A 24,891-nucleotide genomic window follows, 5' to 3' on the forward strand; every position below is an offset into this window, starting at 1 on the left:
GGGATTACTTTGAAAACGAATTTAACCCCAAGACAGATTGTTGAAAAATTAGATCAATACATTATTGGCCAAAACGATGCTAAACGAGCCGTGTCAGTGGCATTAAGAAATCGATACCGCCGAAGTCTACTTAACGAAAAGCTGAAGGATGAAATCGTACCAAAGAATATACTGATGATTGGGCCAACGGGTGTTGGAAAGACCGAAATTGCTAGACGATTAGCAAAGCTAGTAGGTGCTCCGTTTGTTAAGGTAGAGGCTACTAAGTTTACCGAAGTAGGTTATGTTGGTCGTGATGTAGAATCAATGGTCCGTGATTTAATCGAGACAGCTGTTCGCCTTGTGAAAGAGGAAAAAATGGCGGAAGTTTCTGAACGAGCTGTTGAAAATGCCAATAAGCGTATTGTCGAATTGCTAGTCCCAGGTTCAAAAAAGCAACCAACTTATAAGAACCCACTTGAAATGCTATTTGGTGGGAATACTAATGAACCAGAGGCAGAAAAGTCTACAGAAGAAGACAGTGTAAGTGAAAGAAGAAAGCGAATGGCTCACAAGCTTGCACTTGGAGAACTTGAAGATTATTATGTTACAGTAGAAGTAGAAGAACAGCAGCCATCTATGTTTGATCTTTTTCAAGGCTCCGGTATGGAGAACATGGGAATGAATATGCAGGATGCGCTAAGTAATTTAATGCCGAAAAAACGTAAAAAGCGTAAATTAACGGTTAAAGAAGCAAGGAAAGTCTTGACAAATGAGGAAGCAGCGAAGCTAATTGATATGGATGAGGTTACTCAAGAAGCTGTAAATCGTGCTGAACAATCAGGAATTATTTTTATAGATGAGATTGACAAAGTAGCAGGTAAAAGTCATAATTCTTCTTCGGCAGATGTTTCCAGAGAAGGAGTTCAAAGAGATATTTTACCGATAGTGGAAGGTTCAACCGTTGTAACGAAATATGGCTCCGTTAAAACAGATCATATGTTATTTATTGCAGCTGGTGCATTCCATATGTCAAAGCCTTCGGATCTAATTCCTGAATTACAAGGTCGTTTTCCGATTCGTGTAGAGCTCACTAAACTAACAGTAGATGATTTTTATCGAATCCTTGTTGAGCCAGATAATGCGCTATTGAAACAATATTCAGCATTATTAGAAACAGAAGGTATACAACTTGAATTTTCTGACGATGCTATTCGTAAGATAGCTGAAGTTGCCTTCCAAGTGAATCAGGACACAGATAATATCGGAGCTCGTCGCCTACATACAATTTTGGAGAGACTTTTAGAGGATTTATCTTTTGAAGCACCAGATATTACGATGGAAAAAATCACGATTACCCCACAATATGTGGATGATAAATTAAGTACAATCGTGAAAAACAAAGATTTGAGTCAGTTTATTTTGTAAGAATATCAGGAGGAACAAGTAAAATGCCATTATTACAAAGAACACGAAAAATTAATGCTATGCTGCAAAATGCAGCTGGTAAACCAGTTAACTTCAAGGAAATGTCTGAAACACTACGCGATGTGATTGGAGCAAATATTTTCTTATTAAGTCGCCGTGGAAAACTTCTTGGATATGCGATCAATCAACAGATTGAAAATGAAAGAATGAAGAAAATGATTGAAGATCGTCATTTCCCAGAGGAGTACACGCAAAGCCTATTCAATATTCAAGAAACTTCATCAAACCTTGATATTGAAAGTGCTTATACTGCTTTCCCAATTGAAAACAAAGATTTGTTCAAAAGCGGTTTAACAACAATCGTACCAATTATCGGTGGTGGTGAACGATTAGGTACACTTATTCTTTCAAGACTTGATCAAAGTTTTGAAGATGATGATTTAATTTTAGCTGAGTATGGTGCAACAGTAGTTGGTATGGAAATCCTACGTGAAAAAGCAGAGGAAATTGAGGAAGAAGCTAGAAGTAAAGCGGTTGTTCAAATGGCCATTAGTTCATTATCATATAGTGAGTTTGAAGCTATTGAACATATTTTTGAAGAATTAAATGGCAACGAAGGGTTATTAGTTGCAAGTAAAATTGCAGACCGCGTTGGAATCACACGATCAGTTATCGTTAACGCATTAAGAAAGCTTGAAAGTGCGGGCGTAATTGAATCACGTTCATTAGGAATGAAGGGAACTTACATTAAGGTCCTAAATGATAAGTTCTTATTGGAATTAGAAAAGCTAAAATCACATTAAGTATAAAAAGAGCGAAGATGGTTTTAATCCATCTTCGCTTTTTTTATCATTCAATAAAAGAACAAATGTCTGAAATAGATTTCTATCATAATATGTCGATTTTTTATAGTGGAAATAAGTTCTTGTCTTTTTTTGTAAAAAACAGATGAAAACCAACGACTTAAATCCTATAATTAAGAATAGAATCTGTAGGGAAAAAGACCTATATTGTCGAAAAACATCACTTTTTATCGTAAGCTTCATAGACAGATAGATTTAATTTCATTACAATAATAAAGAGTTAACACAATACGTTATATTTATTCGAAGAAACAATTTTTTTTGTGAGGGGATAAGATGAAACTTTTTTCTAATACCATTCATTCACTAGAGAAAGCATTAGATAATTCAGCTCTTCGACAGAAGGTAATTTCAAATAATATTGCAAATGTAGATACACCAAATTACAAAGCACAGGACGTTAGCTTTAAGAACCTTCTTTCAAATGAAATGAATAGTCCATTGAGAGCAAATCGTACGAATGAAAAGCATTTCGAATTTACTAGTAGCAAACGCCTAAACAGCCAAGTTGTTACCAAAAATGATACAGCATATAACCATAACGGTAATAACGTAGACATAGATAAAGAAATGGCGCTATTGGCGGAGAACCAAATTTACTACAATGCCGTAACAGAAAGAATTAGTGGGAAATTCAATACATTAAAAACAGTGATTAAAGGAGGGAACTAAGAGTGTCGATTTTTCATAGCCTCAATACTAGTGCTTCAGCATTAACAGCTGGACGACTCAGAATGGACGTTATTTCTTCGAATATGGCAAATGTGGATACAACAAGGGGGAAACTTGTTGATGGCCAGTGGCAGCCTTATAGAAGAAAAATGGTTGTTCAGCAACCCCTAGGTAATAGTTTTTCCTCACATCTATCAAAAGCGATGAATCAATCGAAAGTTGGCAATGGGGTAAAGGTGACAGGAATCGTTGAGGATAATACTCCATTCCAGCTGGTATATAACCCAGATCATCCTGATGCGAATGAAGAAGGCTATGTAGCACTTCCGAATGTAGACCCTCTAAAGGAAATGGTCGATTTGATAAGCGCCACAAGATCGTATGAAGCGAACGTGACAGTCCTTAATGCCTCAAAAGGAATGTTAATGAAGGCTTTAGAAATTGGAAAATAGGTGATGAATCGTGATTGAAAAAATAAATATTGCTACACCGCAGGTTTTTACAAAGCCTGGGATACAACCAAAGACAGCAAGCACTGTTCAAAAGGAATTTAGCCATTTTTTAAAAGACGCAATCAATAATGTGAATGATTCACAAAAGACATCGGATATCATGACCGAAAAGCTGATTAAAGGCGAAAACGTTGATTTGCACCAAGTAATGATTGCTTCTCAAAAAGCGAGTGTTTCCTTACAAGCGACACTTCAAATTCGAAATAAAGTAGTAGAGGCATACCAAGAAATCATGAGGATGCAGGTCTAATCTGAAATAATACAGCTTGATAGGGGTATGTAAATGAAAGAGAAACTTCTTTTATATAAAACGAAGATAAGTGAATATTGGAAGAAACAATCCGGTCTTCAAAAGACCACAATAATTGGATTGCCATTACTTTTAATTTTCGTGATTTCGCTTACCGTGTTTTTTACAACAAAATCAACCCTTGTTCCTTTGTATAGTAACCTTACACCACAGGAGACAGGGCAAATAAAAGCAACTTTAGATTCCAGGGGAATTCAATCAGAAATAGCGGATAATGGATCAACCATTAAGGTACCAGAAGAAGTGGTCGAAACCTTAATGGTTGAACTTGCGGCAGAAGGAATACCGGATAGTGGCAATATCGATTATTCATTTTTTGGTCAAAATGCGGGTTTTGGGATGACCGATAATGAATTTAATATGCTTAAACTCGAATCCACTCAAACTGAGTTAGCTAACCTAATCAAAGGCATCGATGGGATAAACGATGCGAAGGTTATGATTAGCATGCCGAACGACGGGATTTTTGTTAAGGACAGCCAGGCAGAGGCGTCCGCTTCTATCGTTCTAAACACGAAACCTGGATATAGATTTGAACAAGAGCAAATAAAATCTTTGTATCATTTGGTTTCAAAAAGTATTCCTAATCTACCTACTGATAATATCGTCATAACCAACCAAAACTTTGAGTATTTTGATTTGGAAAATGAAGAAAATTTAGCGGTAGTTGGAAATGTTGCGTCACAGCTTGAATTAAAACGTGAAATTGAAAGAGATCTACAAAGACAAGTCCAGAAAATGCTTGGAACAATGATGGGACCAGATAAAATTGTCGTGTCGGTTACAACGGATATTGACTTTACACAAGAAAACCGTCAGGAGAATCTTGTAACACCAGTTGATCCTGAAAATATGGAAGGTATTGATATCAGTGTTGAAAGAATAACTGAGACCTTTTCTGGTGATGGTGCCCAAGTTGGTGGGTTAAGCGGAACTGGAGAAAACGAAGTTCCGGCTTACAATACCGGTGGACAAGCTGGTAGTGGCGATTACGAACGTATTGAGGAACGTGTTAATAAAGATGTGAATCGGATCACAAAGGATATTGTAGAAGCTCCTTATAAAATAAGAGATTTAGGAATTCAGGTTATGGTCGAAGCGCCAGACCCTAAGGATCCTGCATCGATGCCACAAGAACGTGTCGATGATATTGAAAGAATTCTAAGTACGATCGTGAGTACTAGCATAAATCAAGATGTTAATAATCAATTAACACAACAAGAAATTCAAGATAAGATTGTTGTATCTGTTCAAGAATTTAATGGAAAATCAACTACAGTTAGTGAAACGCCTGTAATTTCAGCAATTCCTTTATGGGTTTATATTTTGGGTGGTCTTTTAGTACTTGGACTTATCATTCTATTATTCTTATTTTTACGCAAAAAGAAAGAACCAATTATCGAAGAGGAAGTTCCTGAAACAGAACCGGTTTTCTTTGATCATATCCCTGATGTTAATGAAGAAAAAGAATCAGAAGCAACGGTTCGAAGAAAGCAATTGGAGAAGCTTGCGAAGGATAAACCAGAGGATTTTGCAAAATTATTACGTTCATGGTTAGCAGATGAGTAGGGGGTGGCGAAGTGGCAAAACGAGATAGTAATAGTGGTCTTACTGGCAAACAAAAAGCAGCCATTCTTCTCATTTCACTAGGTCCAGATGTTTCCGCTTCAGTGTATAAGCATCTATCAGAGGAAGAAATTGAAAAGTTAACATTAGAGATTTCTGGAGTTCGAAAAGTAGAAGCTAATACTAAAGAACAAATTATGGAAGAGTTCCATCAAATTGCCATTGCCCAGGATTATATCACTCAAGGTGGTATTGGATATGCAAAGACAGTACTTGAAAAAGCACTTGGGGAAGAGCAAGCAGGAGTCATCATTAATCGATTAACGTCATCTCTTCAGGTTAAACCGTTTGATTTTGCTAGGAAGGCGGATCCTGGACAAATCTTGAACTTTATTCAAAATGAGCATCCTCAGACAATTGCATTAATACTATCTTATTTAGATTCAAGACAAGCGGCACAAATTTTATCGGAGTTGCCACAAGAAGTTCAAGCAGATATTGCAAGAAGAATTGCAATTATGGATAGAACTTCACCTGAAATTATCAATGAGGTCGAACAAATCCTCGAACGCAAGCTTTCAGCTACCGTAACACATGATTATACGCAAACCGGTGGAATTGAGGCTGTTGTGGAAGTATTAAATGGAGTCGATCGTTCAACAGAAAGAACGATTTTAGATGCACTTGAGATTCAAGATCCTGAGCTAGCAGAGGAAATCAAAAAGAGAATGTTTGTATTTGAGGACATTGTTACTCTTGATAACCGCGCTATTCAGCGTGTCATTCGTGATGTGGAAAATGAGGACCTCATGTTATCACTTCGTGTTGCAAGTGAAGAAGTGAAGGAAATTGTCTTTAAAAACATGTCCAAACGAATGGTTGAAACATTTAAAGAGGAAATGGAATATATGGGACCGGTTCGCTTACGTGATGTGGAGGAAGCTCAATCACGTATTGTAGCGGTTATAAGAAGACTTGAGGAAGCTGGGGAAATCGTCATCGCTCGTGGCGGAGGAGATGATATTATTGTCTAACGTTATAAAGTCAAATTCGACTCCGTCTAAGGATACTCAAAAAAGAGTCATCGGGCTAAAAGTGTTACAAACAAAAGAAAACAATCAAGTTGAGGTGGAACAAGAAGATTTACAGGTTGTTTCCAAAAAAATGCTAGATGATGCAAAGGAACAGGCTGATCAGATTGTCAAAGATGCCATTGCATACTCCAATTCAAGCAGACAGCAAGTATTAGTCGAAAAACGTAATTGGGAAGAAGAGCAACAGGAACTTTACCGTAAAACTACAGAAGAGGGCTTTCAAGCCGGGTTGAATGAAGGAAGAGAAAAGGGATATCAAGAGTATTCTGACTTACTAACTGAAGCTCGTCAAATTATTGATGCATCAAAGCAAGATTACAATCAATATCTGGATTCTTCAGAAGAGGTTATTTTAAAGCTAGCAATGACAGTTGCAGAAAAGGTCATTGGGATTCATCTTTCACAGCAACCAGAAAACTTTACACACCTTGTAAAAAAGGCGATTAAAGAAGTAAAGGAACATTCTGATATAACGATTCAAATACACCCACGTTTTTATCCATTTGTGATTGAGCAAAAAGAGGATTTAACCGCTATTCTTAACCGGGAAACCAATCTTTTTGTTTATCCGAATGATGACCTAGGAGAAACAGATTGTGTAATTGAATCGTCCTTTGGAAAGATTAATGCAAGTGTTGATACCCAGCTTTCTGAGATTAAAGAAAAATTACTTTCTTTGCTATTGGAGGAATAGTCTGTGAAAGCAATCGAGCTTCTTAATGAAATACATGCAATCGATTCTTATAAAAGGTACGGTAAGGTAACAAGAGTCGTTGGCTTAATGATTGAATCGCGCGGACCAGAATGTTCGATTGGAGATCTGTGCTTTATATATGTTGGTTTTAATCATAAAAGATGTATTCAAGCTGAAGTTGTGGGTTTTCGTGAAGAGCATGTCATCCTTATGCCATTTTCTAATGTCAAGGATATTTCACCAGGAAGCATTGTGGAAGCTACTGGCAAACCGCTTGATATAAAGGTTGGCGCTGGATTAATAGGAAAAGTATTAGATCCACTTGGCCATCCGTTGGATGGAAGTGGGCTACCTAGGGGGTTATCTTCTGTTCCTACTGAACAAGATCCTCCAAATCCATTATCTCGTCCTCCTATTGATGAGCCAATTGAAGTTGGTGTGAAAATGATAGACACCTTGTTAACTGTTGGTAAAGGCCAACGTGTCGGAATTTTTGCAGGTAGTGGTGTCGGGAAAAGTACACTTTTGGGTATGATTGCTCGTAATACGACCGCGGATATAAATGTGATTGCCCTTGTTGGAGAACGTGGACGCGAGGTGCGAGAATTTATAGAAAAAGATTTAGGCAAGGAAGGTCTTAAAAGATCCATTTTAGTTGTGGCAACTTCCGATCAGCCAGCACTACTTCGTATCAAAGCAGCAATGACTGCAACAGCAATAGCTGAATATTTCAGAGACAATGGGCAAGATGTCATGTTAATGATGGATTCGGTTACGCGTGTTGCGATGGCAAGTCGCGAAATTGGCCTAGCTATTGGTGAGCCACCGACAACCAAAGGATATACACCAAGCGTTTTTACAACACTTCCAAGACTGTTGGAGAGAACCGGGACGAATCATTTAGGTTCGATAACTGCTTTTTACACAGTTCTAGTGGATGGAGACGACATGAATGAGCCGATAGCAGATACGGTCCGAGGGATCCTTGATGGACATTTCGTACTTGATCGAAGTCTTGCCAATAAAGGGCAATACCCAGCCATTAATGTTTTAAAATCCATCAGTCGTGTTATGAGCCAAATTACAACAAGGGAACATAAGGCATATGCTGAAAAACTTAGAGGGATTATGGCAACCTATCTTAATTCAGAGGACTTAATTAATATTGGCGCCTATAAAAGGGGCTCCTCCATTGAAGTTGATGAGGCCATTAGGTATTATCCAAAGATTATATCGTTTATCAAACAGCAAACGGATGAGAAATTTACGTTTGAAGAAAGTTTACACTTATTGGCACAATTAGCTGAAAAAGGTGAATGAATCGAATGAGCTACAAGTTCAAATTTCAAAAAGTGATGTCGATAAAAGAAAATGAGAAAAATCAAGTTTTGGCAGATTATAAATCTTCTGTTAAGGAATTTGAAGAAGCAGCTAAAAGCTTATATGAATCGCTAAAGAAGAAGGAAACATTAGAAGAAGATCAAAGACAGCAATTACAAAGTGGCTTATCTATCCAGAGCATTCGGCATCAGCAGTCTTTCATTACTGGCTTAGAAAAAACAATTATGTATTACCAACAGCTTGTCATTAAAGCAAGAAATAAAATGCAGCAGTTGCAAGCAATATTAACTGAAAAAAATATTGAAGTTAAAAAATATGAGGTCATGCATGAAAAGGACTTTGCAGTTTATGAAGGACAAATAAAAATGCAGGAAAGCCAGATGATGGATGAAATTTCAATTCAACAATTTATGTCAAAAGGAAGATAGGTGATCAAATGGAGCCCAACGATAAAGAATATAGCAAATTCCAATGGTTTCTGTTTGTCGTACTCATTCCATCCTTCTTTACATTGGTTGTCATTTTTGTTCTATTATCTGTGGCTGGATTTAATCCAATTGGAACTGTTAAGGATTATGCATCCAAGGTTCCAGGTATTTCTTCCCTTTTTAATGATAAAGAAGATTCAAAGGTACAAATAGAGGATGATGTATCGGTTTCAGAATTAGAGGTAGAAATTCAGGCAAAGGAATCAAAAATCACACAACTTGAAAGTGAATTAGAAACAAAAGACAGCGAAATCCAGTCATTAGAGCTTGAAATCGAAAATCTTTCTGATGAAATAGTCAAACTTCAGGAAGAGCGTTTAGCGAAAAATAAATCATTGGAAGATTTAACCAAAATGTATGAGCAAATGAGTCCCAAAAATGCGGCAAAAATTATTCCAAATCTAAAAGATAATGAAGCAAGAGAGATACTTTCAAGTATTAATACTGAAAAACTTGCTGCTATCTTTGAAAAAATGTCACCTGAAGATGCTGCGAGATTTACGCAATTGATTACCCAATAAAGCATTCTAAACGCTTGAAAGGAGGTGAAATGACATGAACATGGTTGCAAGCTTCGATCCCTCAATGGCTTCCATTCGAAATGCCGTTGAAACCGGGTCAGTGGGTAATAGAAATCTACTAGGAAATAGTTCATCACAAATGTCTTTTCGGGAAAGTTTAGAGGCATTAGTAAAAGAACAGCAACCGAACGAAAAGACTATTACAAATGGTTCACATAGCCTAGCAGAAGAAATTGGAGAAGATGAATCAATCAAGAATTTATTAATTGACATCGAAACGGTTACAAAGGAGTCTATCGACCTAGCAGATTATGAAGATGTATTTATAATGCTGCCGCCTGATTTGGTAGAACAAATAAAAGCATTTATTACGGATATTCAAAATGGCGATAAAAAGTTGGAAGCAGAGCAGGGGTTTGGTAAGGCAGAGCTCATAGGACTACTTATGGTTATAGCACAATATGCAGAGAAACCCTCAAATACAAATAAGGAAGGGCTTATCAATCTGCTAAAACAATTGAAAATGGTCTTTAACGAGACATTACAAACATCATCAAGTGGGCTTGTTGAAAAAGAACCGACAGATTTAAGGTTTAACAAGATTGTACAGGAAATGATGCACACACTTGAAAACAAGCTTCCAGATAAGCCTTTAACAGAATCACAGAATAGACAACAATATTTGCAGGTAGTCCATGCAAGGTATTTCTCCACACCAAAAGGGTTGGAAACACCACAAACGATAATAACGGAAAAACTCTTGCAAAGGACAAGCAATACGAACCAGGCTGTAACAACAACGCCAGAGGGCGCACCATTAGGTGATGTTGGTTCAAATCAACTATCTAAAGTCCAACAATTTTCATTATTTGTTGAACAAAATGGAAAGCAGCTTCCTAATCAGCAACAATTTATTAAGCAATTTCAAAACATCCTAGCGCGAAGCAACTTTTTTAATAGTGGTGGGCAGCAAAAACTATTAATTAACTTATATCCAGAGCATCTTGGTTCATTACGAATTGAACTACTTCAAAGTGAATCAGGAATGATTGCTAGAATTATGGCTTCTACGACTCAAGCAAAGGAATTAGTTGAATCACAGCTAACGAATCTAAAGCATACTTTCTTAGCACAAAACATTTCAGTGGATAAAATTGAAGTCTCATCTCAACTTCAGTATCAAACTGAAAGAAGTTTACAAAGAGAAAGTGAACAACAGCAAGGACAACAATCAGGAAGACAACCAAAGGAGAATAACCAACAAGAAACCAATGAGGATCACTCTTTTACGTCTGTCTTACTTGATGAACTTGTCAATTTTAAAGTATAGGTGGTGAATGAAGTGGCGACTAAAATTGATCCAAATCTTTATCTGACAAATTTAAAACCCGAAAGAAAAACAAGTAATGACATATTAGGCAAAGATGATTTCTTGAAAATCTTAATGACTCAGCTTCAAAATCAAGACCCGATGAATCCAATGGAGGATAAAGATTTTATCGCTCAAATGGCGACCTTTACTTCGTTAGAGCAAATGACTAATATGAATAGTACTTTAGAGAAATTTGTGAATGGCAATCAGGGTGAGCAACTTTTAAAATACAGCAATATGATTGGAAAAGAAGTTGAATACAGCTTTAAAACGGAAGATGAAGATGGCAAAGAATTCATTAAAAATGGAACAGGGATTGTCACATCCGTTTCACAAAAATCTGGTTATATCGAGCTAGAGTTAAAGGATGGAACGAAAATTTATAGTGATGAAATTTTGAAAGTGAAACAACCTTCTAACGAAGAAGAATAGGAGGTGAAAACATGGATCATCGAATTTTTCAAATACAAAATCATCCATTATCATTACAAACTCGTAAAAAGGTGCAGCATACCGAGCCTCCTAAAATATCATTTAAAGAAACATTCGAAAAAGAGACAAACTTGGTTATAAGTAAGCACGCACAAAAAAGGTTAGACGAGAGGAATATAAATATTCAAGATTCAAAATGGAAAGAAATCCAAATGAAAATAACGGAAGCTAAAACAAAAGGAATCCGAGATTCATTGGTTGTTACGAATAATGCTGCATTAATTGTAAATGTCCCAAATAACACGGTCATTACTGCAATGAATCGAGATGAGGCAAACTCACAGATATTTACGAACATAAATGGAACCATTATTTTAGATTAATTAGGCTGGACCTTAACAGGAAGCCAAGGTGTGCGGATCGACAGAAGCCACCTACATTCGAAAGGGGAAAATGAAATGTTACGTTCAATGTACTCAGGAATCAGTGGAATGAAAAACTTTCAAACCAAACTAGATGTGATTGGTAATAATATTGCAAACGTAAATACGTACGGCTTTAAGAAAGGTAGAACCATCTTTAATGACATCATGAGTCAAACAATCAATGGTGCAACTGCACCTGGACAATCGCTCGGTGGTGTTAACCCTAAACAAGTTGGACTAGGTTCATCTTTAGCAGCAATTGATACAATCCACAATAGTGGAAGCACGCAAACGACTGCTAGAATCTTAGACTTAGCAATTGCTGGCGATGGATTTTTCCAGGTATCACCAACAGATACACCAACTACTGGATTTTCACAAGACGCAGTATACACAAGAGCTGGTAACTTCTATATGGATCAGGAAGGCTACTTGGTAACAAGTGCTGGTATGTATGTTCAAGGTTTTTCACCAAATGCAGTTATTGAACCAACTGATGTAAATTCAGGGTTATTCGATTTTAATGTATCTCCACCTGAATATAATCCAACTAATATTGATGGAGAACCAGTGATAAATTATAAACCTATCCAAATCCCAACAGATGCGAAAAGCATGAGCATCGGTAAAGATGGTTCAGTTACTTATGTAGATGCAGCTGGTACATTACGTTGGGCAGGTCAGCTTGTGTTAGCGAAATTCCCAAATACAGGTGGTTTAGAAAAAGTGGGAGGGAATCTCTTCCAACAATCATCAAACTCAGGTATTCCAGTCGTCAATTTTGCTGGTGAATCCGGACTCGGATCAATCGAATCGGGTGCACTTGAAATGTCAAACGTTGACCTTTCTGAGGAATTTACAGAAATGATCGTTGCGCAGCGTGGATTCCAAGCGAATACTCGTATCATCACAACATCTGATGAAATCCTGCAAGAACTCGTAAACTTAAAACGTTAAGGGGGCAGGGGTTTTAGTCATTTCCTAAAACCCCGATAAATCTTGATTACTTTGACGAAATTAAATAACAAAGAATTTACATTAAATGCAATATATATTGAGCAGGTTGAATCTTTTCCTGATACAACAATCACATTAACAAATGGTAAAAAATTTGTTGTAAAGGAAACAGAAGAGGATGTACAAGTGAAGGTTCTTGAATTTTATCAAAAAATAAATTTGCTTGGCCTTCGTTAAAGCTTGGGGGGAAAAGGTACTATGAAAAATAAGCTGCTTGTCATAATGGTCATCATTTTAAGTACGATTACTTTAGTCGGTACCACCGCTTTTGTCATTTTAACTAAAGTGACTGCTAGTGAAAGTCAAAAGGAACCGTCAATCGACCAAGTTCTTAAGGCGACCGTCGAAATTCCAGAAATCACAACTAAATTACTTAGTGATGATTATATTCGTATATCCTTTAACATTCAGACAGATGGTAAAAAGGGAAAAGAAGAATTAGAAAAACGACAATTCCAGGTAAGCAATCTCATTATAAAAGAGCTTTCCAACATGACATCTGAAGAATTTAAAGGTGAAGAAGGAATCGTCAATCTTGAAAATAGATTGAAAGATCGAATTAATGAATTAATGCAAGATGGAACTATTATCAAAGTTTATGCGACATCCTTTCTTCCGCAATAACCAATAATATGATGAAAGAAGTATGTAATGAGCGGAGGTGGAACCTTGCCTGGAGAAATATTATCCCAAAGTGAAATAGATGCATTACTTTCAGCTCTTTCGACTGGTGAAATGAATCCAGAAGAACTAAAGAGAGAAGAAAGTGAACGCCGTGTAAAAGTATACGATTTTAAAAGGGCACTTCGTTTTTCAAAGGATCAAATTCGGAGTATCACTCGGATCCATGAAAACTTTGCACGATTATTAACAACCTATTTTTCGGCCCAACTTCGAACCTATGTGCAAATTACAGTAGGTACAGCCGACCAAGTGCCATATGAGGAATTTATACGTTCCATTCCAAATATGACGATTTTAAATGTATTTGAAATGCCTCCTTTAGATGGGCGTATTATTTTGGAGGTAAATCCGAATATTGCTTACGCCATGCTTGATCGAATGCTTGGGGGAAGAGGAACAGGTCTTAACAAAATCGAAAATTTAACTGAAATTGAAACAAAAATTATGAGCAATATGTTTGAAAAAGCTTTTGAACAAGCTCGGGATGCATGGGCTAATTTGGTTGAGGTAGATCCAATATTAACCGAATTTGAGGTGAATCCACAGTTCCTTCAAATGTTTTCACCCAATGAAACGGTGGTAGTCATCTCACTTAATACCCAAATCGGAGAAACAAGTGGAATGATCAATATTTGTATTCCTCATGTGTTCCTTGAACCGATTATTCCGAAATTATCAGCCCATTATTGGATGCAATCAACACCTAAAAAAGAACGAAATATAGATGAAATTACTTATATCCAAAACAATCTTAAGGATACAAAGTTACCAATTGTTGCAGAGTTAGGAACTACAAATATTGCTATCCAGGAATTCCTGTTATTGGATATTGGGGATACTATTCAACTTGATAAAATGATTGAACAACCAATCGAGTTGAAAGTTGAGGGAGTACCTAAATTCTATGCACAGGTTGGTAAGGTGAATAAAAAACAAGCCGTACAAATCTTAGAGGAAATTAAAGGGGGGGACCGTGAAAATGAATAATGGAAATATGCTATCACAAGACGAAATTGATGCACTATTAAAAGGTACCGCAGACTTAGACAACGAAGAACCGGTAGCGAATGTGAATAAACCCCTTGTAGAAGATTTTTTATCTTTAATGGAACAAGATGCGCTTGGGGAGATTGGAAATATCTCTTTTGGAAGTTCAGCAACTGCGCTTTCCACATTACTCAATCAAAAGGTTGAAATTACGACACCAAATGTCTCGCTTGTTTTAAGCTCTGAGTTAGCTGATGAGTTTCCACACCCATATGTTGCAATCTATGTTAATTATACAGCTGGTTTTACAGGGACAAATCTATTAGTCATAAAACAAAGTGATGCAGCGATCATTGCCGATTTAATGCTCGGTGGAAATGGTCTTGCAGCACCGGAAAACTTAGGCGATTTGCAATTAAGTGCTGTGCAGGAAGCCATGAATCAAATGATGGGGTCTGCCGCAACGTCTATGTCAACTGTTTTTAGTAAGAAAATTGATATCTCTCCACCGAATATTGACATTCTCGACATAAAACAAGGTGAAGGAGCTGAAAACCTTCCAGCTGATGATATTCTAGTGAAAATATCGTTTCGTTTAACGATAGGTGAATTAATTGATTCAACCATCATGCAATTGGTTCCAGTTGGATTTGCGAAAGAACTTGTTGGAGAACTTTTATCTCCACAGTCGGAAAATACTGGTTCAGCACCGGAAAGTACAACTCAACATGTGGATGTTGAAATGCCAGTCCAGCAAAAGAATTATGCGTTGCCTAATGCTGAATCTGAACAACAAATGGAGACACCATATCAATCTACACAGCAATTTCATCAACCTAATTTTATTCAACCGATGACAAATAGTGCTCCACAGCATCTGGGTGGTACTCACGCGAAACATCCTGAAATTCAACCAGCTGTATTTTCAGAGTTTGAATCTGTTCATTTACAAGAAGCTGAATCAAGGAACCTAAATATGTTATTAGATATTCCACTTCAAGTAACGGTTGAATTAGGAAGGACAAAACGCTCTATTAAAGAAATTCTTGAATTATCCACTGGCTCAATTATTGAATTAGACAAGCTTGCTGGTGAGCCGGTAGATGTTTTAGTAAATGGAAAGCTAATCGCACAAGGTGAGGTAGTAGTAATTGAAGAAAACTTTGGTGTCAGAATTACTGATATCATCAGCCAAAGTGATCGAATTAAAAAATTGAATTAATGTAGGGGGCAATACAAATGGCACATAAAATTCTTATTGTTGATGATGCAGCATTTATGAGAATGATGATAAAGGACATCCTAACTAAAAATGGTTACGAGGTTGTTGCTGAGGCAGCTGATGGAGCACAGGCTGTTGAAAAATATAAAGAACACCAACCGGACCTTGTAACAATGGACATTACAATGCCTGAAATGGATGGGATATCAGCACTGAAAGAAATTAAAAAAATGAACCCAAATGCAAAGGTCATTATGTGTTCAGCTATGGGTCAACAGGCGATGGTCATTGATGCAATCCAAGCGGGTGCAAAGGATTTTATTGTAAAGCCATTCCAAGCAGACCGAGTAATTGAAGCAATCAGTAAAACTTTAAGCTAATAATCCCAGGAGAGTGGCAACGAAGTGAAACATATAAAAAAAGCTTTTATAGCCATCATTTTCTTTCATACATTGCTTGTCACTTTTCCTGTTCAAGCAGAAGATGGCCAAATTGATAAAAATGTTTACAACAACTATAATCCAGAAAACCAAACAGAGCCTGCGCAAGAGAATGATGTTACAGAACTTGCACCGCCAGCCAATGAACTAACATCCGGCGATTTTTTTAAAATGATTTTTACAACTTTATTTGTAATTGCACTTATTTATTTTTTATTAAAGTTCTTGAATAAAAGAAATCGCATGTTTAACCAGCATAGGTTTATTGAAAACCTTGGTGGAACAAGTCTAGGTACAAACCGTTCGATTCAAATTGTAAAGGTTGGAGAGCGTATCTTAGTTGTGGGAGTCGGAGATTCCATTCAGTTACTTAAGGAAATCGAAGACACAGATGAAATAAATGAAATACTTGAACAACACAATTCTTCATTAGAATCAATGATTCAACCAAAAGATATCATTAATCGTTTTCTTGAAAAAAGAAAAGCAGCAAAGGAGAAAGATCAAGCTCTTTTTTCCTCAATTCTGCAAAAACAATTGACGGAGTTAAAACATGGGAGAAAGAAAATTGTCGAGCAACTTGAAAATAAGGAGTCTAGCAAAGAATGAACGAATTTATGGAATTTTTTAATACTAGCGCCCCTGAAAATGTCTCGACATCAGTTAAGCTCCTTCTCCTTCTAACTGTTCTTTCAATCGGACCTGGTATTTTAATGTTAATGACGAGCTTTACAAGAATTATTGTTGTTCTTTCTTTTGTTAGGACATCTTTGGGGACACAGCAAATGCCACCCAATCAGGTTTTAATTGGACTCGCATTATTTTTAACTTTTTTTGTGATGGCACCAACATTTAGTGAAGTGAATGAACAAGCTTTAACCCCGTTATTTAATGAAGAAATAAATTTAGAGGAGGCGTATACGCGGGCTGCCATACCGTTTAAGGAATTTATGAGTGTACATACTCGACAAAAGGACTTGGAATTGTTTTTAAATTACTCTGGAGCAGACAGACCCGAAACGATTCAAGATATCCCTTTAACCGCATTAGTACCAGCTTTTGCAATAAGCGAACTAAAAACAGCATTTCAAATTGGATTTATGATTTTTATTCCATTTCTTGTTATTGATATGGTTGTCGCAAGTATCCTAATGTCAATGGGAATGATGATGCTTCCACCTGTCATGATTTCCTTGCCATTCAAAATACTGTTATTTGTTCTTGTGGATGGATGGTATTTGATCGTTAAATCCCTGTTACAAACCTTCTAACTTTATTTAGCAAAAGATCTCACTTCTGCTAAATAAAGTTAAAGCCTCCGGCGGATGCCACGATTTTTTAAAGGAAATTTTTCGAGCATAAGATCAAAGACTAATTACGCCACTTCATGTGGCAACTTCTTTGTGACCCACCTCGTGTGGGCCTAAAAAAATCGGGCGCAAATACGCCAAGGCGCATTTGATAAAGTAGGTGAACCGTGTTGAATCCTGAAGTAGTTATATCGTTGGCAGAAAAAGGTGTATATACGACATTAATGATTTGTGGTCCGCTATTATTGGTTGCACTCGTAGTCGGGCTAATTGTGAGTGTGTTTCAGGCAACAACACAAATCCAGGAACAAACTTTGGCTTTTATTCCTAAAATCATTGCTGTCCTTGTTGGCTTGGTCTTCTTTGGACCTTGGATGCTTTCTAAGATGCTTGCATATACCCATGATATTTTTAGTAATTTGACGAGATTTGTAGGTTGAAAAAATGACAGAGGTATATACCTATTTTCCTGCTTTTTTGCTGGTCTTAGTTCGAGTAACCAGCTTTTTTGTAACAATGCCGTTGTTTTCCTATCGAACACTTCCTGCTTCCCATCGGATCGGCATTGCATTTTTTATCTCTTGGATTATGTTCCTATCCATGGAAAAGCCGATATTTCAAATTGATGGCTACTTTATCATGCTGATTTTTAAAGAGGTCATGGTAGGGCTTTTAATTGGTTTAGTTGCTTATATGATTTTTGCTGCTATCCAAATTGCAGGTGGCTTTATTGATTTTCAAATGGGGTTTGCCATTGCCAATGTAATCGATCCCCAAACTGGAGCACAAAGCCCGTTAATGGGTCAATATTTATATACATTCTCCCTTCTCTTTTTACTAGCTATTAATGGTCACCATCTTTTATTAGACGGAATTTTTTATAGCTATGAATTCATTCCAATGGAACAAGCGACCCTTCCATTTGGAAATGAACATGTAGTGGAGTTTGTTTTAAAGGCTTTTAGCACCATGTTTATCATTGCATTTCAAATGTCCATGCCCGTTGTGGGTGCTTTGTTTTTAGTGGATATTGCCTTAGGAATTGTGGCAAGAACTGTTCCGCAGTTAAATGTGTTTGTTGTCGGATTACCATTAAAGATCGGGGTTAGTTTTGTTGTCATGTTAATCGCAATGTCGATGATCTTTATGCTTGTCGGAAAACTAGTAGACAATATGTTATATACGATGCGAGGATTAATGGAACTTTTAGGAGGAAGCTAGATGTATTTTGTTCGTCTAAACCTACAATACTTTGCAGGTGAAAAAACAGAAAAAGCAACTCCTAAAAAACGTCAAGAAACAAGAAAAAAAGGGCAAGTAGCAAAAAGTGCGGATGTAAATACAGCTATTTTGTTGCTTTCCATCTTTTTTACACTCCTTGTTTTTGGTGGTTTTATTTTTGATCGGATGATGACGTTTTTAAAACATTCATTCAATCATTATTTATCAATTACACCAACCGAGCAAAGCGTTCAAGAAATTTTTATCGAGTTATCTTTAGAAGCTGCGATTATTTTAGCACCCATCATGGTCGTAGCTCTGATTGCTGGAATAGCAGCAAACCTTATGCAGGTTGGGTTTTTATTTTCACCTGAAGCGATTCAAATGAAGCTAAATAAGCTTGATCCTATTCAAGGATTCAAACGTATTTATTCGATTCGTGCGCTTGTAGAGATGATTAAATCTATCTTAAAAATAGTCATTGTTGGTGGCGTGACCTTTGCCATTCTTTGGTTCCGACTGGAGGATATCTTGTCCTTATCACAAAAAACAGTCGGATCAGCACTAATTGTTCTGGCAAAACTGACTGTTCAGATGGGGCTATTTGCTGGAGGCGCACTTTTATTCTTATCCTTCTTAGATTATCTTTACCAACGCTTTGATTATGAAAAAAACATAAGAATGTCAAAGCAAGATATTAAAGATGAATATAAGAAGACTGAAGGGGATCCACTAATTAAATCAAAAATCAAGCAAAAACAACGTGAAATGGCAATGAGTCGGATGATGCAGGAAGTGCCAAAGGCAGATGTGATCATTACGAACCCAACTCATTATGCTGTCGCATTAAAATATGACGAGGCAAAAATGGATGCACCGTTTGTTGTTGCTAAAGGTGTAGACTTTGTCGCTCAGCGAATTAAGGAAATTGCCAAAGAACATGAAATTACAACGATTGAAAACAGACCACTTGCAAGAGCTCTTTACGCAGGGACAGATATCGGGGATGCGATTCCTGAAGATTATTTCAAAGCGGTAGCTGAAATTCTTGCCTATGTGTACCGCTTAAAAGAGAAGGTTTAATTTAAATGCTATCAAACCTTCTCATCACCAATTGTGCTTTTTTGACTAAAGGAGAGAAAAACAATGCAAGCAAGAGATTTATCCGTTTTACTAAGTGTAATCTTAATAGTTGCGATGCTTATTATTCCATTCCCATCTTGGATGCTGAGCATCTTAATTATCATAAATATTTCTCTTGCACTCTTGGTCCTCTTAACTTCAATGAATATGCAAGAACCACTTCAATTTTCAATTTTCCCATCATTATTACTCCTTCTAACTCTATTTCGATTAGGGTTAAATGTTTCAACAACAAGATCAATTCTTTCAACAGGGGATGCTGGTGGAGTTGTTCACACCTTTGGTACCTTCGTTGTTGGGGGAAATATTGTCGTTGGATTCGTCGTTTTTTTAATCCTCGTTGTTATTCAATTTATTGTAATTACAAAAGGTTCAGAACGTGTATCAGAAGTGGCTGCTCGATTTACATTAGATGCAATGCCAGGAAAGCAAATGAGTATTGATGCTGATTTAAATGCAGGGATGATTTCGGATACAGAGGCCCGCGAACGTCGTGATAAGGTAAGTAGAGAAGCTGATTTTTACGGGGCAATGGACGGTGCAAGTAAATTCGTAAAAGGGGATGCGATTGCGGGGATCATTATTGTCCTTATTAACTTACTATTTGGTTTTATAATTGGAATGACTCAGCATGGGCTAGGCTTTCAAGAATCCCTTTCTAAGTTTACACTTTTAACAATAGGGGATGGACTCGTTAGTCAGATTCCAGCTTTATTAATTTCTACTGCAACAGGGATCGTCGTAACGCGTGCTGCTTCAGAAGGAAATTTAGGAACAGATATTACAAAGCAATTATTTGCCTATCCGAAAATGTTGTATGTAACAGCCGGTACTATTTTCCTGTTAGGGTTGTTCACACCGATTCACGATTTGTTAACCATATCCATTTCAAGCTTTTTAGCGATTGGTGGCTTTATGATTTCTAAGAGTAAGGATCAGGAAATTCAGTTAGAACCAGATACTGAAGAAGAAGTACAAGTTGAGGACTTAAAAAGTCCTGAAAGTGTTGTGAATTTGTTAAATGTAGATCCAATTGAGTTTGAGTTTGGCTATGGCTTGATACCTTTAGCTGATACTAACCAAGGTGGGGATATCTTAGATCGAATCGTTATGATCCGTAGGCAATTAGCGATTGAGTTAGGTTTAGTCGTACCGGTCGTTAGAATTAGGGATAATATTCAATTGCAACCCAATGAGTATCGCTTGAAAATAAAGGGAAGTGAAATGGCTCGAGGAGAACTATTGCTTGACCATTACTTGGCGATGAGTCCAGGCTATGAAGATGATTCGATTGAAGGGATTGATACGGTTGAGCCATCGTTTGGTCTTCCAGCAAAATGGATTGCCGAGAATATGAAGGAGCAGGCTGAAATGCTCGGGTATACAGTGGTTGACCCACCATCTGTTGTATCTACACATATTACAGAGGTCATTCGAAGAAATGCTCATGAATTACTCGGTAGACAAGAAACGAAACAGTTAATTGATCATTTAAAGGAATCATACCCAATTTTAGTGGATGAAGTAACACCAAATCCACTATCCGTTGGAGATGTTCAAAAGGTACTGGCAAAACTATTAAAAGAAAGTGTTTCAATCCGAAACTTACCGATTGTATTCGAAACATTAGCTGATTTTGGTCGGATGACAACTGATACTGATTTATTAACAGAGTATGTAAGACAAGCCTTGGCTAGACAGATTACAAACCAATACATCGTACAAGGAGAGACAATGAAGGTTGTGACTCTTTCTGGCAGAGTCGAAAAGTTCGTTGCGGATGGTGTTCAGCAAACAGAGCATGGAAATTATTTATCTATCGACCCAAGTGTGTCACAATCAATTATTGAATCGATTGCAAAGCAAATCGAAACTGTTAGTATCCAAGAGCAGTCACCGATTTTATTATGTTCTCCTGCTGTCAGAATGTATGTAAGGCAATTAATAGAACGATACTTTCCACAGGTCCCTGTTCTTTCCTATAATGAGCTTGAGGCTAATGTAGAAGTTCAAAGTGTTGGGGTGGTGAATATAGATTGAAGGTAAAAAAATATATTGCGCCTTCTATGCCGGAAGCAATGAAAATGATACGTGCAGAATTAGGTAGTGAAGCGGTTATTTTAAACTCAAAGATTGTTCAAACACAAGGAGTTTTCGGCTTTTTTCGGAAAAAGAATTTTGAGGTAATAGCTGCTGTAGACCCAGTAGCTACAAGAACACAAAAGGTTCAACCTAAAGAAAAGGAACGAAAAGTACCGGTAATCACCAAACAAACTGAACCACAACAACCGGTTGTTCATGAATCGTCTAAAAAGTACGACACACCGGAAACTCATAGCGCTGCACCAGAATTACTTAAAGAAATTAAAGATATAAAAGCAGCAATGAAAGATTTATCCTCTGATATTAGCCTGTATTCTGGATATCTGCAGGAAATGAATCAAATGTTAATGAATCAAGAAATAGACCCATCAATTCGAAAAGAAATCATGTCTAGTCTGCTTGAAAAATGGTACCTATCGTCTGAAAAGGCTTCATTTGCAGAAGTTCAAAATTGGACGAGAAAAAGTATTATTTCAAAAATATCTAACGTTGATTACGGTGGCTTAACCTATCAAAAAAAATATATTAATGTAGTCGGTCCAACTGGGGTTGGGAAAACGACAACCATTGCAAAAATTGCTGCTGATTGTATGTTAAAGGATAAAAAGAAAATTGCTTTTATTACTACCGATACATTTCGGATTGCGGCGATTGAACAGTTGAAAACTTACGCAAAAATTCTAGGTGCACCTGTTGAAGTTTGTTATTCCTTTGAGGATTTTAAAAAAGCAAAGGAAGCCTATAAAGAGTACGATGTTGTTTTCATTGATACCGCGGGGAGAAACTTCCGCAATGAAAAATACATTAATGATTTAAATGAATTAATTCATTTTTCAAATGATATGGAGACGTTTTTAGTACTCTCTTTAACATCAAAAATGACTGATATGAACATGATATATCAACAATTTTCCAAAATTAAGATATCAAAATTTATATTTACAAAAGTGGATGAAACGGCAAACTATGGAGCAATAGTCAATTTAATAGTCAATTCTGGCATTGGTGTAGCCTATTTAACAAATGGACAAGATGTGCCCGATGATATTGCCATTGCTTCACCTTCTTTAATCGCTAATACTATCCTTGGAGTCGATGAATCATGATAGACCAAGCTGCAGCTCTTCGTAGAAAACTAGCTATGATGAATAACAAACGAGATCAAACGAAGGCAATTGCCGTTATCAGTGGAAAAGGTGGAGTTGGAAAATCGAATGTATCCCTAAACTTTTCCATTGCCCTTTCTAGATTTGGTAAGAAGGTTTTGCTATTTGATATGGATATCGGAATGGGAAATATTGATATATTGATGGGAATAACCGCCCATCATACAATTGTTGATTTATTTGAAAAGAATCTTACCATAAAAGAATTGCTGATCAAGGGACCTGAAGGCATTGATTATATCGCAGGTGGAAATGGGTTGCCGAATCTATTTAAGCTTGATGAAAAGAAATCAGAATATTTAATGGAACAATTGCAATTCATCCTTAATGAATATGATTACGTTATTTTTGATATGGGTGCAGGAATGACAGAGGAAAATGTAAAATTCCTTTTGGCCATGGATGAAATCTTTGTCATTACAACATCAGAGCCAACCGCAATTACGGATGCTTATTCAGCGATGAAATATATCTGTTTGTTTGACCAATCTATTCCATTGTACCTTGTTGTTAATCGTGCAGAAAATGAGGCGGAAGGGATGCAAACCCTTAAAAGAGTCAAGCAAGTCGTGTTACAGTTTTTAGTAAAAGAAGTCAACTTATTAGGAGTTTTACCAGATGATAAAGCGGTTCAAAAGGCTGTAAGTCACCAGGAACCATTTTTGCTATATGCACCAAAAGCTTTAATAAGCAAAAATTTGCTTGATATTTGCAAAAAATATCTTGATGAAAATAATGAACAAAGTCAAGAAAAGAATCAAGATACGTCCTTCATATCAAAGTTACAGCGTTTTTTCGTACGTGGTAGATAGGAGCTTTAAAATGGATAAAATCAATGTTCTCATTGTAGACGATTCGGCATTCATGAGGAAACTCATTGCTAACTTTCTTCAGGAAGATTCAAGGATTCATGTTGTTGGAACTGCAAGAAACGGAATGGATGCTTTGGACAAAATTAAAAAACTCAATCCTGATGTTGTCACTTTAGATATTGAGATGCCTGAAATGAATGGCATTGAAGCCTTACAGCGAATTATGAATGAAAGTCCACGACCAGTGGTGATGCTCTCAAGCACAACGAAAGAAGGAGCAGAGAATACATTACTCGCGATTCAAAATGGTGCGGTCGACTTTATTCAAAAACCATCAGGTTCAATATCCATTGACCTTCATCTAATTAAGAACGAACTTGTGACAAAAGTACTACAAGCAGGTAGAGTGAATATAGCTTTATTAAAAAAGCCATTGAAAATACAAGAAAATAATACAAGTAGAAACATAGATTATAGTAAAATAGAACTAGAACCAAATAGGAATATTAAAAAAATTGTTTGTATAGGTACCTCTACTGGGGGACCAAGAGCATTACAACAAGTTCTTCCTAGATTTCCCAAAAAATATCCTGCGCCAATTGTTATTGTTCAACATATGCCGGCAGGTTTTACGAAATCGTTGGCTACTAGACTTAATAGTTTATGTGAAATTACCGTTAAAGAAGCTGAGAATGGTGAAGTTTTGAAGGCTGGAATAGCTTATATTGCACCTGGTGGTCATCACATGAAAATAAAAAAGATCGGCACTTCACTAGCCGTGAATGTTGATGAGAGTGAAATTAGAAATGGACATAGACCCTCCGTTGATGTCCTTTTTGAATCGATAAGTGACATTAAAGGTATTCAAAAAATATCGGTTATTATGACTGGAATGGGTACGGATGGATCCTATGGTCTGAAGAAATTAAAAGAAACCGGACAAGCTGTTGCCATTGCGGAATCACAAGAAACTTCAATCGTTTTTGGAATGCCGAAATCGGCAATTGAGACACATTTAGTTGATCGTGTTGAAAAATTAGAGGAAATAGCTGATACCATAATTAACCTTACATAAGAAAAGGGGTGTTG

The 24,891-nt window shown here is 36.8% G+C and carries 29 protein-coding genes; all 29 read left to right on the top strand.

The features are described from left to right. Positions 1 to 9: 9 nt before the first annotated feature. The 29 genes from hslU to E1I69_RS04240 all read left to right on the top strand — a co-directional run bounded on the left by hslU (position 10) and on the right by E1I69_RS04240 (position 24,877). Positions 10 to 1,407 carry an HslU--HslV peptidase ATPase subunit gene (hslU, locus tag E1I69_RS04100; protein ID WP_207308501.1) on the top strand — a complete coding sequence of 466 codons (1,398 nt, stop codon included), beginning with the start codon at positions 10 to 12 and terminating at the stop codon, positions 1,405 to 1,407. A 23-nt stretch (positions 1,408 to 1,430) separates the two neighbouring features. Then, positions 1,431 to 2,210, top strand: a complete 780-nt coding sequence (codY, locus tag E1I69_RS04105) for a GTP-sensing pleiotropic transcriptional regulator CodY (protein ID WP_136378333.1) — start codon at positions 1,431 to 1,433, stop codon at positions 2,208 to 2,210. A 336-nt stretch (positions 2,211 to 2,546) separates the two neighbouring features. Next, positions 2,547 to 2,942, top strand: a complete 396-nt coding sequence (gene flgB / locus E1I69_RS04110; RefSeq protein ID WP_136378334.1) for a flagellar basal body rod protein FlgB — start codon at positions 2,547 to 2,549, stop codon at positions 2,940 to 2,942. 2 nt (positions 2,943 to 2,944) lie between these two features. Next, on the top strand, positions 2,945 to 3,394 hold the full coding sequence (gene flgC / locus E1I69_RS04115) for a flagellar basal body rod protein FlgC (RefSeq protein WP_207308502.1): 450 nt from the start codon (positions 2,945 to 2,947) through the stop codon (positions 3,392 to 3,394). A gap of 10 nt (positions 3,395 to 3,404) precedes the next feature. Next, a complete protein-coding gene (gene fliE / locus E1I69_RS04120; RefSeq protein WP_136378335.1) occupies positions 3,405 to 3,704 on the top strand; it encodes a flagellar hook-basal body complex protein FliE in 300 nt (99 codons plus the stop codon). A 33-nt stretch (positions 3,705 to 3,737) separates the two neighbouring features. Next, a complete protein-coding gene (gene fliF, locus E1I69_RS04125; RefSeq protein WP_136378336.1) occupies positions 3,738 to 5,333 on the top strand; it encodes a flagellar basal-body MS-ring/collar protein FliF in 1,596 nt (531 codons plus the stop codon). Positions 5,334 to 5,344: 11 nt separating this feature from the next. Beyond that, positions 5,345 to 6,364 carry a flagellar motor switch protein FliG gene (gene fliG, locus E1I69_RS04130; protein ID WP_136378337.1) on the top strand — a complete coding sequence of 340 codons (1,020 nt, stop codon included), beginning with the start codon at positions 5,345 to 5,347 and terminating at the stop codon, positions 6,362 to 6,364. Then, positions 6,357 to 7,118, top strand: a complete 762-nt coding sequence (gene fliH / locus E1I69_RS04135; RefSeq protein ID WP_161974832.1) for a flagellar assembly protein FliH — start codon at positions 6,357 to 6,359, stop codon at positions 7,116 to 7,118. The genes fliG and fliH overlap by 8 nt, the downstream gene beginning before the upstream one ends. A gap of 3 nt (positions 7,119 to 7,121) precedes the next feature. Further along, complete coding sequence (fliI, locus tag E1I69_RS04140) at positions 7,122 to 8,438, top strand: flagellar protein export ATPase FliI (RefSeq protein ID WP_136378339.1); 1,317 nt, start codon at positions 7,122 to 7,124, stop codon at positions 8,436 to 8,438. 5 nt (positions 8,439 to 8,443) lie between these two features. Further along, positions 8,444 to 8,887, top strand: coding sequence for a flagellar export protein FliJ (gene fliJ, locus E1I69_RS04145; RefSeq protein WP_136378340.1), 444 nt, complete (start codon positions 8,444 to 8,446; stop codon positions 8,885 to 8,887). 8 nt (positions 8,888 to 8,895) lie between these two features. Beyond that, complete coding sequence (locus E1I69_RS04150; protein ID WP_136378341.1) at positions 8,896 to 9,468, top strand: MotE family protein; 573 nt, start codon at positions 8,896 to 8,898, stop codon at positions 9,466 to 9,468. A 34-nt stretch (positions 9,469 to 9,502) separates the two neighbouring features. Further along, positions 9,503 to 10,798, top strand: a complete 1,296-nt coding sequence (locus E1I69_RS04155; protein ID WP_136378342.1) for a flagellar hook-length control protein FliK — start codon at positions 9,503 to 9,505, stop codon at positions 10,796 to 10,798. A 12-nt stretch (positions 10,799 to 10,810) separates the two neighbouring features. Next, positions 10,811 to 11,272 (top strand): flagellar hook assembly protein FlgD, encoded by a 462-nt coding sequence (gene flgD / locus E1I69_RS04160; protein WP_136378343.1) that lies wholly within the window; start codon positions 10,811 to 10,813, stop codon positions 11,270 to 11,272. A gap of 11 nt (positions 11,273 to 11,283) precedes the next feature. Continuing rightward, a complete protein-coding gene (locus tag E1I69_RS04165) occupies positions 11,284 to 11,655 on the top strand; it encodes a TIGR02530 family flagellar biosynthesis protein (protein ID WP_136378344.1) in 372 nt (123 codons plus the stop codon). Between the two features lie 75 nt (positions 11,656 to 11,730). Then, positions 11,731 to 12,654 (top strand): flagellar basal-body rod protein FlgG, encoded by a 924-nt coding sequence (locus tag E1I69_RS04170; RefSeq protein ID WP_136378345.1) that lies wholly within the window; start codon positions 11,731 to 11,733, stop codon positions 12,652 to 12,654. Between the two features lie 42 nt (positions 12,655 to 12,696). Beyond that, entirely contained in the window at positions 12,697 to 12,891 is a 195-nt protein-coding gene (locus tag E1I69_RS04175; RefSeq protein ID WP_136378346.1) for a flagellar FlbD family protein, read from the top strand. A 21-nt stretch (positions 12,892 to 12,912) separates the two neighbouring features. Next, positions 12,913 to 13,338: a flagellar basal body-associated protein FliL gene (gene fliL, locus E1I69_RS04180; RefSeq protein WP_136378347.1), complete on the top strand. Its 426-nt coding sequence runs from the start codon at positions 12,913 to 12,915 to the stop codon at positions 13,336 to 13,338. Between the two features lie 45 nt (positions 13,339 to 13,383). Beyond that, the gene (gene fliM, locus E1I69_RS04185; protein ID WP_136378348.1) at positions 13,384 to 14,385 is read left to right on the top strand and encodes a flagellar motor switch protein FliM; all 1,002 of its coding nucleotides are present in this window, start codon (positions 13,384 to 13,386) and stop codon (positions 14,383 to 14,385) included. Further along, entirely contained in the window at positions 14,378 to 15,607 is a 1,230-nt protein-coding gene (fliY, locus tag E1I69_RS04190) for a flagellar motor switch phosphatase FliY (protein WP_136378349.1), read from the top strand. Before fliM ends, fliY begins: the two co-directional genes overlap by 8 nt. Positions 15,608 to 15,624: 17 nt before the next feature. After that, positions 15,625 to 15,987 (top strand): response regulator, encoded by a 363-nt coding sequence (locus E1I69_RS04195; protein ID WP_136378350.1) that lies wholly within the window; start codon positions 15,625 to 15,627, stop codon positions 15,985 to 15,987. Positions 15,988 to 16,011: 24 nt separating this feature from the next. Next, the gene (gene fliO, locus E1I69_RS04200) at positions 16,012 to 16,656 is read left to right on the top strand and encodes a flagellar biosynthetic protein FliO (RefSeq protein ID WP_136378351.1); all 645 of its coding nucleotides are present in this window, start codon (positions 16,012 to 16,014) and stop codon (positions 16,654 to 16,656) included. After that, positions 16,653 to 17,318 carry a flagellar type III secretion system pore protein FliP gene (gene fliP / locus E1I69_RS04205; RefSeq protein ID WP_136378352.1) on the top strand — a complete coding sequence of 222 codons (666 nt, stop codon included), beginning with the start codon at positions 16,653 to 16,655 and terminating at the stop codon, positions 17,316 to 17,318. Before fliO ends, fliP begins: the two co-directional genes overlap by 4 nt. Positions 17,319 to 17,527: 209 nt before the next feature. After that, on the top strand, positions 17,528 to 17,797 hold the full coding sequence (gene fliQ, locus E1I69_RS04210; protein WP_116350572.1) for a flagellar biosynthesis protein FliQ: 270 nt from the start codon (positions 17,528 to 17,530) through the stop codon (positions 17,795 to 17,797). A 4-nt stretch (positions 17,798 to 17,801) separates the two neighbouring features. Next, a complete protein-coding gene (gene fliR, locus E1I69_RS04215) occupies positions 17,802 to 18,578 on the top strand; it encodes a flagellar biosynthetic protein FliR (protein WP_136378353.1) in 777 nt (258 codons plus the stop codon). Continuing rightward, positions 18,579 to 19,661 (top strand): flagellar biosynthesis protein FlhB, encoded by a 1,083-nt coding sequence (gene flhB, locus E1I69_RS04220; protein ID WP_136378354.1) that lies wholly within the window; start codon positions 18,579 to 18,581, stop codon positions 19,659 to 19,661. 63 nt (positions 19,662 to 19,724) lie between these two features. Further along, on the top strand, positions 19,725 to 21,761 hold the full coding sequence (gene flhA, locus E1I69_RS04225) for a flagellar biosynthesis protein FlhA (RefSeq protein WP_136378355.1): 2,037 nt from the start codon (positions 19,725 to 19,727) through the stop codon (positions 21,759 to 21,761). Beyond that, complete coding sequence (gene flhF, locus E1I69_RS04230; RefSeq protein ID WP_136378356.1) at positions 21,758 to 22,930, top strand: flagellar biosynthesis protein FlhF; 1,173 nt, start codon at positions 21,758 to 21,760, stop codon at positions 22,928 to 22,930. Before flhA ends, flhF begins: the two co-directional genes overlap by 4 nt. After that, the gene (locus E1I69_RS04235; protein ID WP_136378357.1) at positions 22,927 to 23,802 is read left to right on the top strand and encodes a MinD/ParA family protein; all 876 of its coding nucleotides are present in this window, start codon (positions 22,927 to 22,929) and stop codon (positions 23,800 to 23,802) included. Before flhF ends, E1I69_RS04235 begins: the two co-directional genes overlap by 4 nt. Before the next feature lie 10 nt (positions 23,803 to 23,812). Next, the gene (locus E1I69_RS04240; protein WP_136378358.1) at positions 23,813 to 24,877 is read left to right on the top strand and encodes a protein-glutamate methylesterase/protein-glutamine glutaminase; all 1,065 of its coding nucleotides are present in this window, start codon (positions 23,813 to 23,815) and stop codon (positions 24,875 to 24,877) included. Positions 24,878 to 24,891: the final 14 nt, after the last annotated feature.

It is taken from the genome of Bacillus timonensis (assembly GCF_004799755.1).
GTDB classification, from domain to species: Bacteria; Bacillota; Bacilli; order Bacillales; family Bacillaceae_L; genus Ferdinandcohnia; species Ferdinandcohnia timonensis_A.

Excerpts from the sequence above, each read along its gene's own strand:
- codY (WP_136378333.1), top strand. The coding sequence starts at position 1,431 with ATGCCATTATTACAAAGAACACGAAAAATTAATGCTATGCTGCAAAAT.
- flgB (WP_136378334.1), top strand. The coding sequence starts at position 2,547 with ATGAAACTTTTTTCTAATACCATTCATTCACTAGAGAAAGCATTAGAT.
- fliF (WP_136378336.1), top strand. The coding sequence starts at position 3,738 with ATGAAAGAGAAACTTCTTTTATATAAAACGAAGATAAGTGAATATTGG.
- fliJ (WP_136378340.1), top strand. The coding sequence starts at position 8,444 with ATGAGCTACAAGTTCAAATTTCAAAAAGTGATGTCGATAAAAGAAAAT.
- E1I69_RS04150 (WP_136378341.1), top strand. The coding sequence starts at position 8,896 with ATGGAGCCCAACGATAAAGAATATAGCAAATTCCAATGGTTTCTGTTT.
- E1I69_RS04155 (WP_136378342.1), top strand. The coding sequence starts at position 9,503 with ATGAACATGGTTGCAAGCTTCGATCCCTCAATGGCTTCCATTCGAAAT.
- E1I69_RS04165 (WP_136378344.1), top strand. The coding sequence starts at position 11,284 with ATGGATCATCGAATTTTTCAAATACAAAATCATCCATTATCATTACAA.
- E1I69_RS04170 (WP_136378345.1), top strand. The coding sequence starts at position 11,731 with ATGTTACGTTCAATGTACTCAGGAATCAGTGGAATGAAAAACTTTCAA.
- fliL (WP_136378347.1), top strand. The coding sequence starts at position 12,913 with ATGAAAAATAAGCTGCTTGTCATAATGGTCATCATTTTAAGTACGATT.
- fliY (WP_136378349.1), top strand. The coding sequence starts at position 14,378 with ATGAATAATGGAAATATGCTATCACAAGACGAAATTGATGCACTATTA.
- E1I69_RS04195 (WP_136378350.1), top strand. The coding sequence starts at position 15,625 with ATGGCACATAAAATTCTTATTGTTGATGATGCAGCATTTATGAGAATG.
- fliP (WP_136378352.1), top strand. The coding sequence starts at position 16,653 with ATGAACGAATTTATGGAATTTTTTAATACTAGCGCCCCTGAAAATGTC.
- fliR (WP_136378353.1), top strand. The coding sequence starts at position 17,802 with ATGACAGAGGTATATACCTATTTTCCTGCTTTTTTGCTGGTCTTAGTT.
- flhB (WP_136378354.1), top strand. The coding sequence starts at position 18,579 with ATGTATTTTGTTCGTCTAAACCTACAATACTTTGCAGGTGAAAAAACA.
- flhA (WP_136378355.1), top strand. The coding sequence starts at position 19,725 with ATGCAAGCAAGAGATTTATCCGTTTTACTAAGTGTAATCTTAATAGTT.
- E1I69_RS04235 (WP_136378357.1), top strand. The coding sequence starts at position 22,927 with ATGATAGACCAAGCTGCAGCTCTTCGTAGAAAACTAGCTATGATGAAT.
- E1I69_RS04240 (WP_136378358.1), top strand. The coding sequence starts at position 23,813 with ATGGATAAAATCAATGTTCTCATTGTAGACGATTCGGCATTCATGAGG.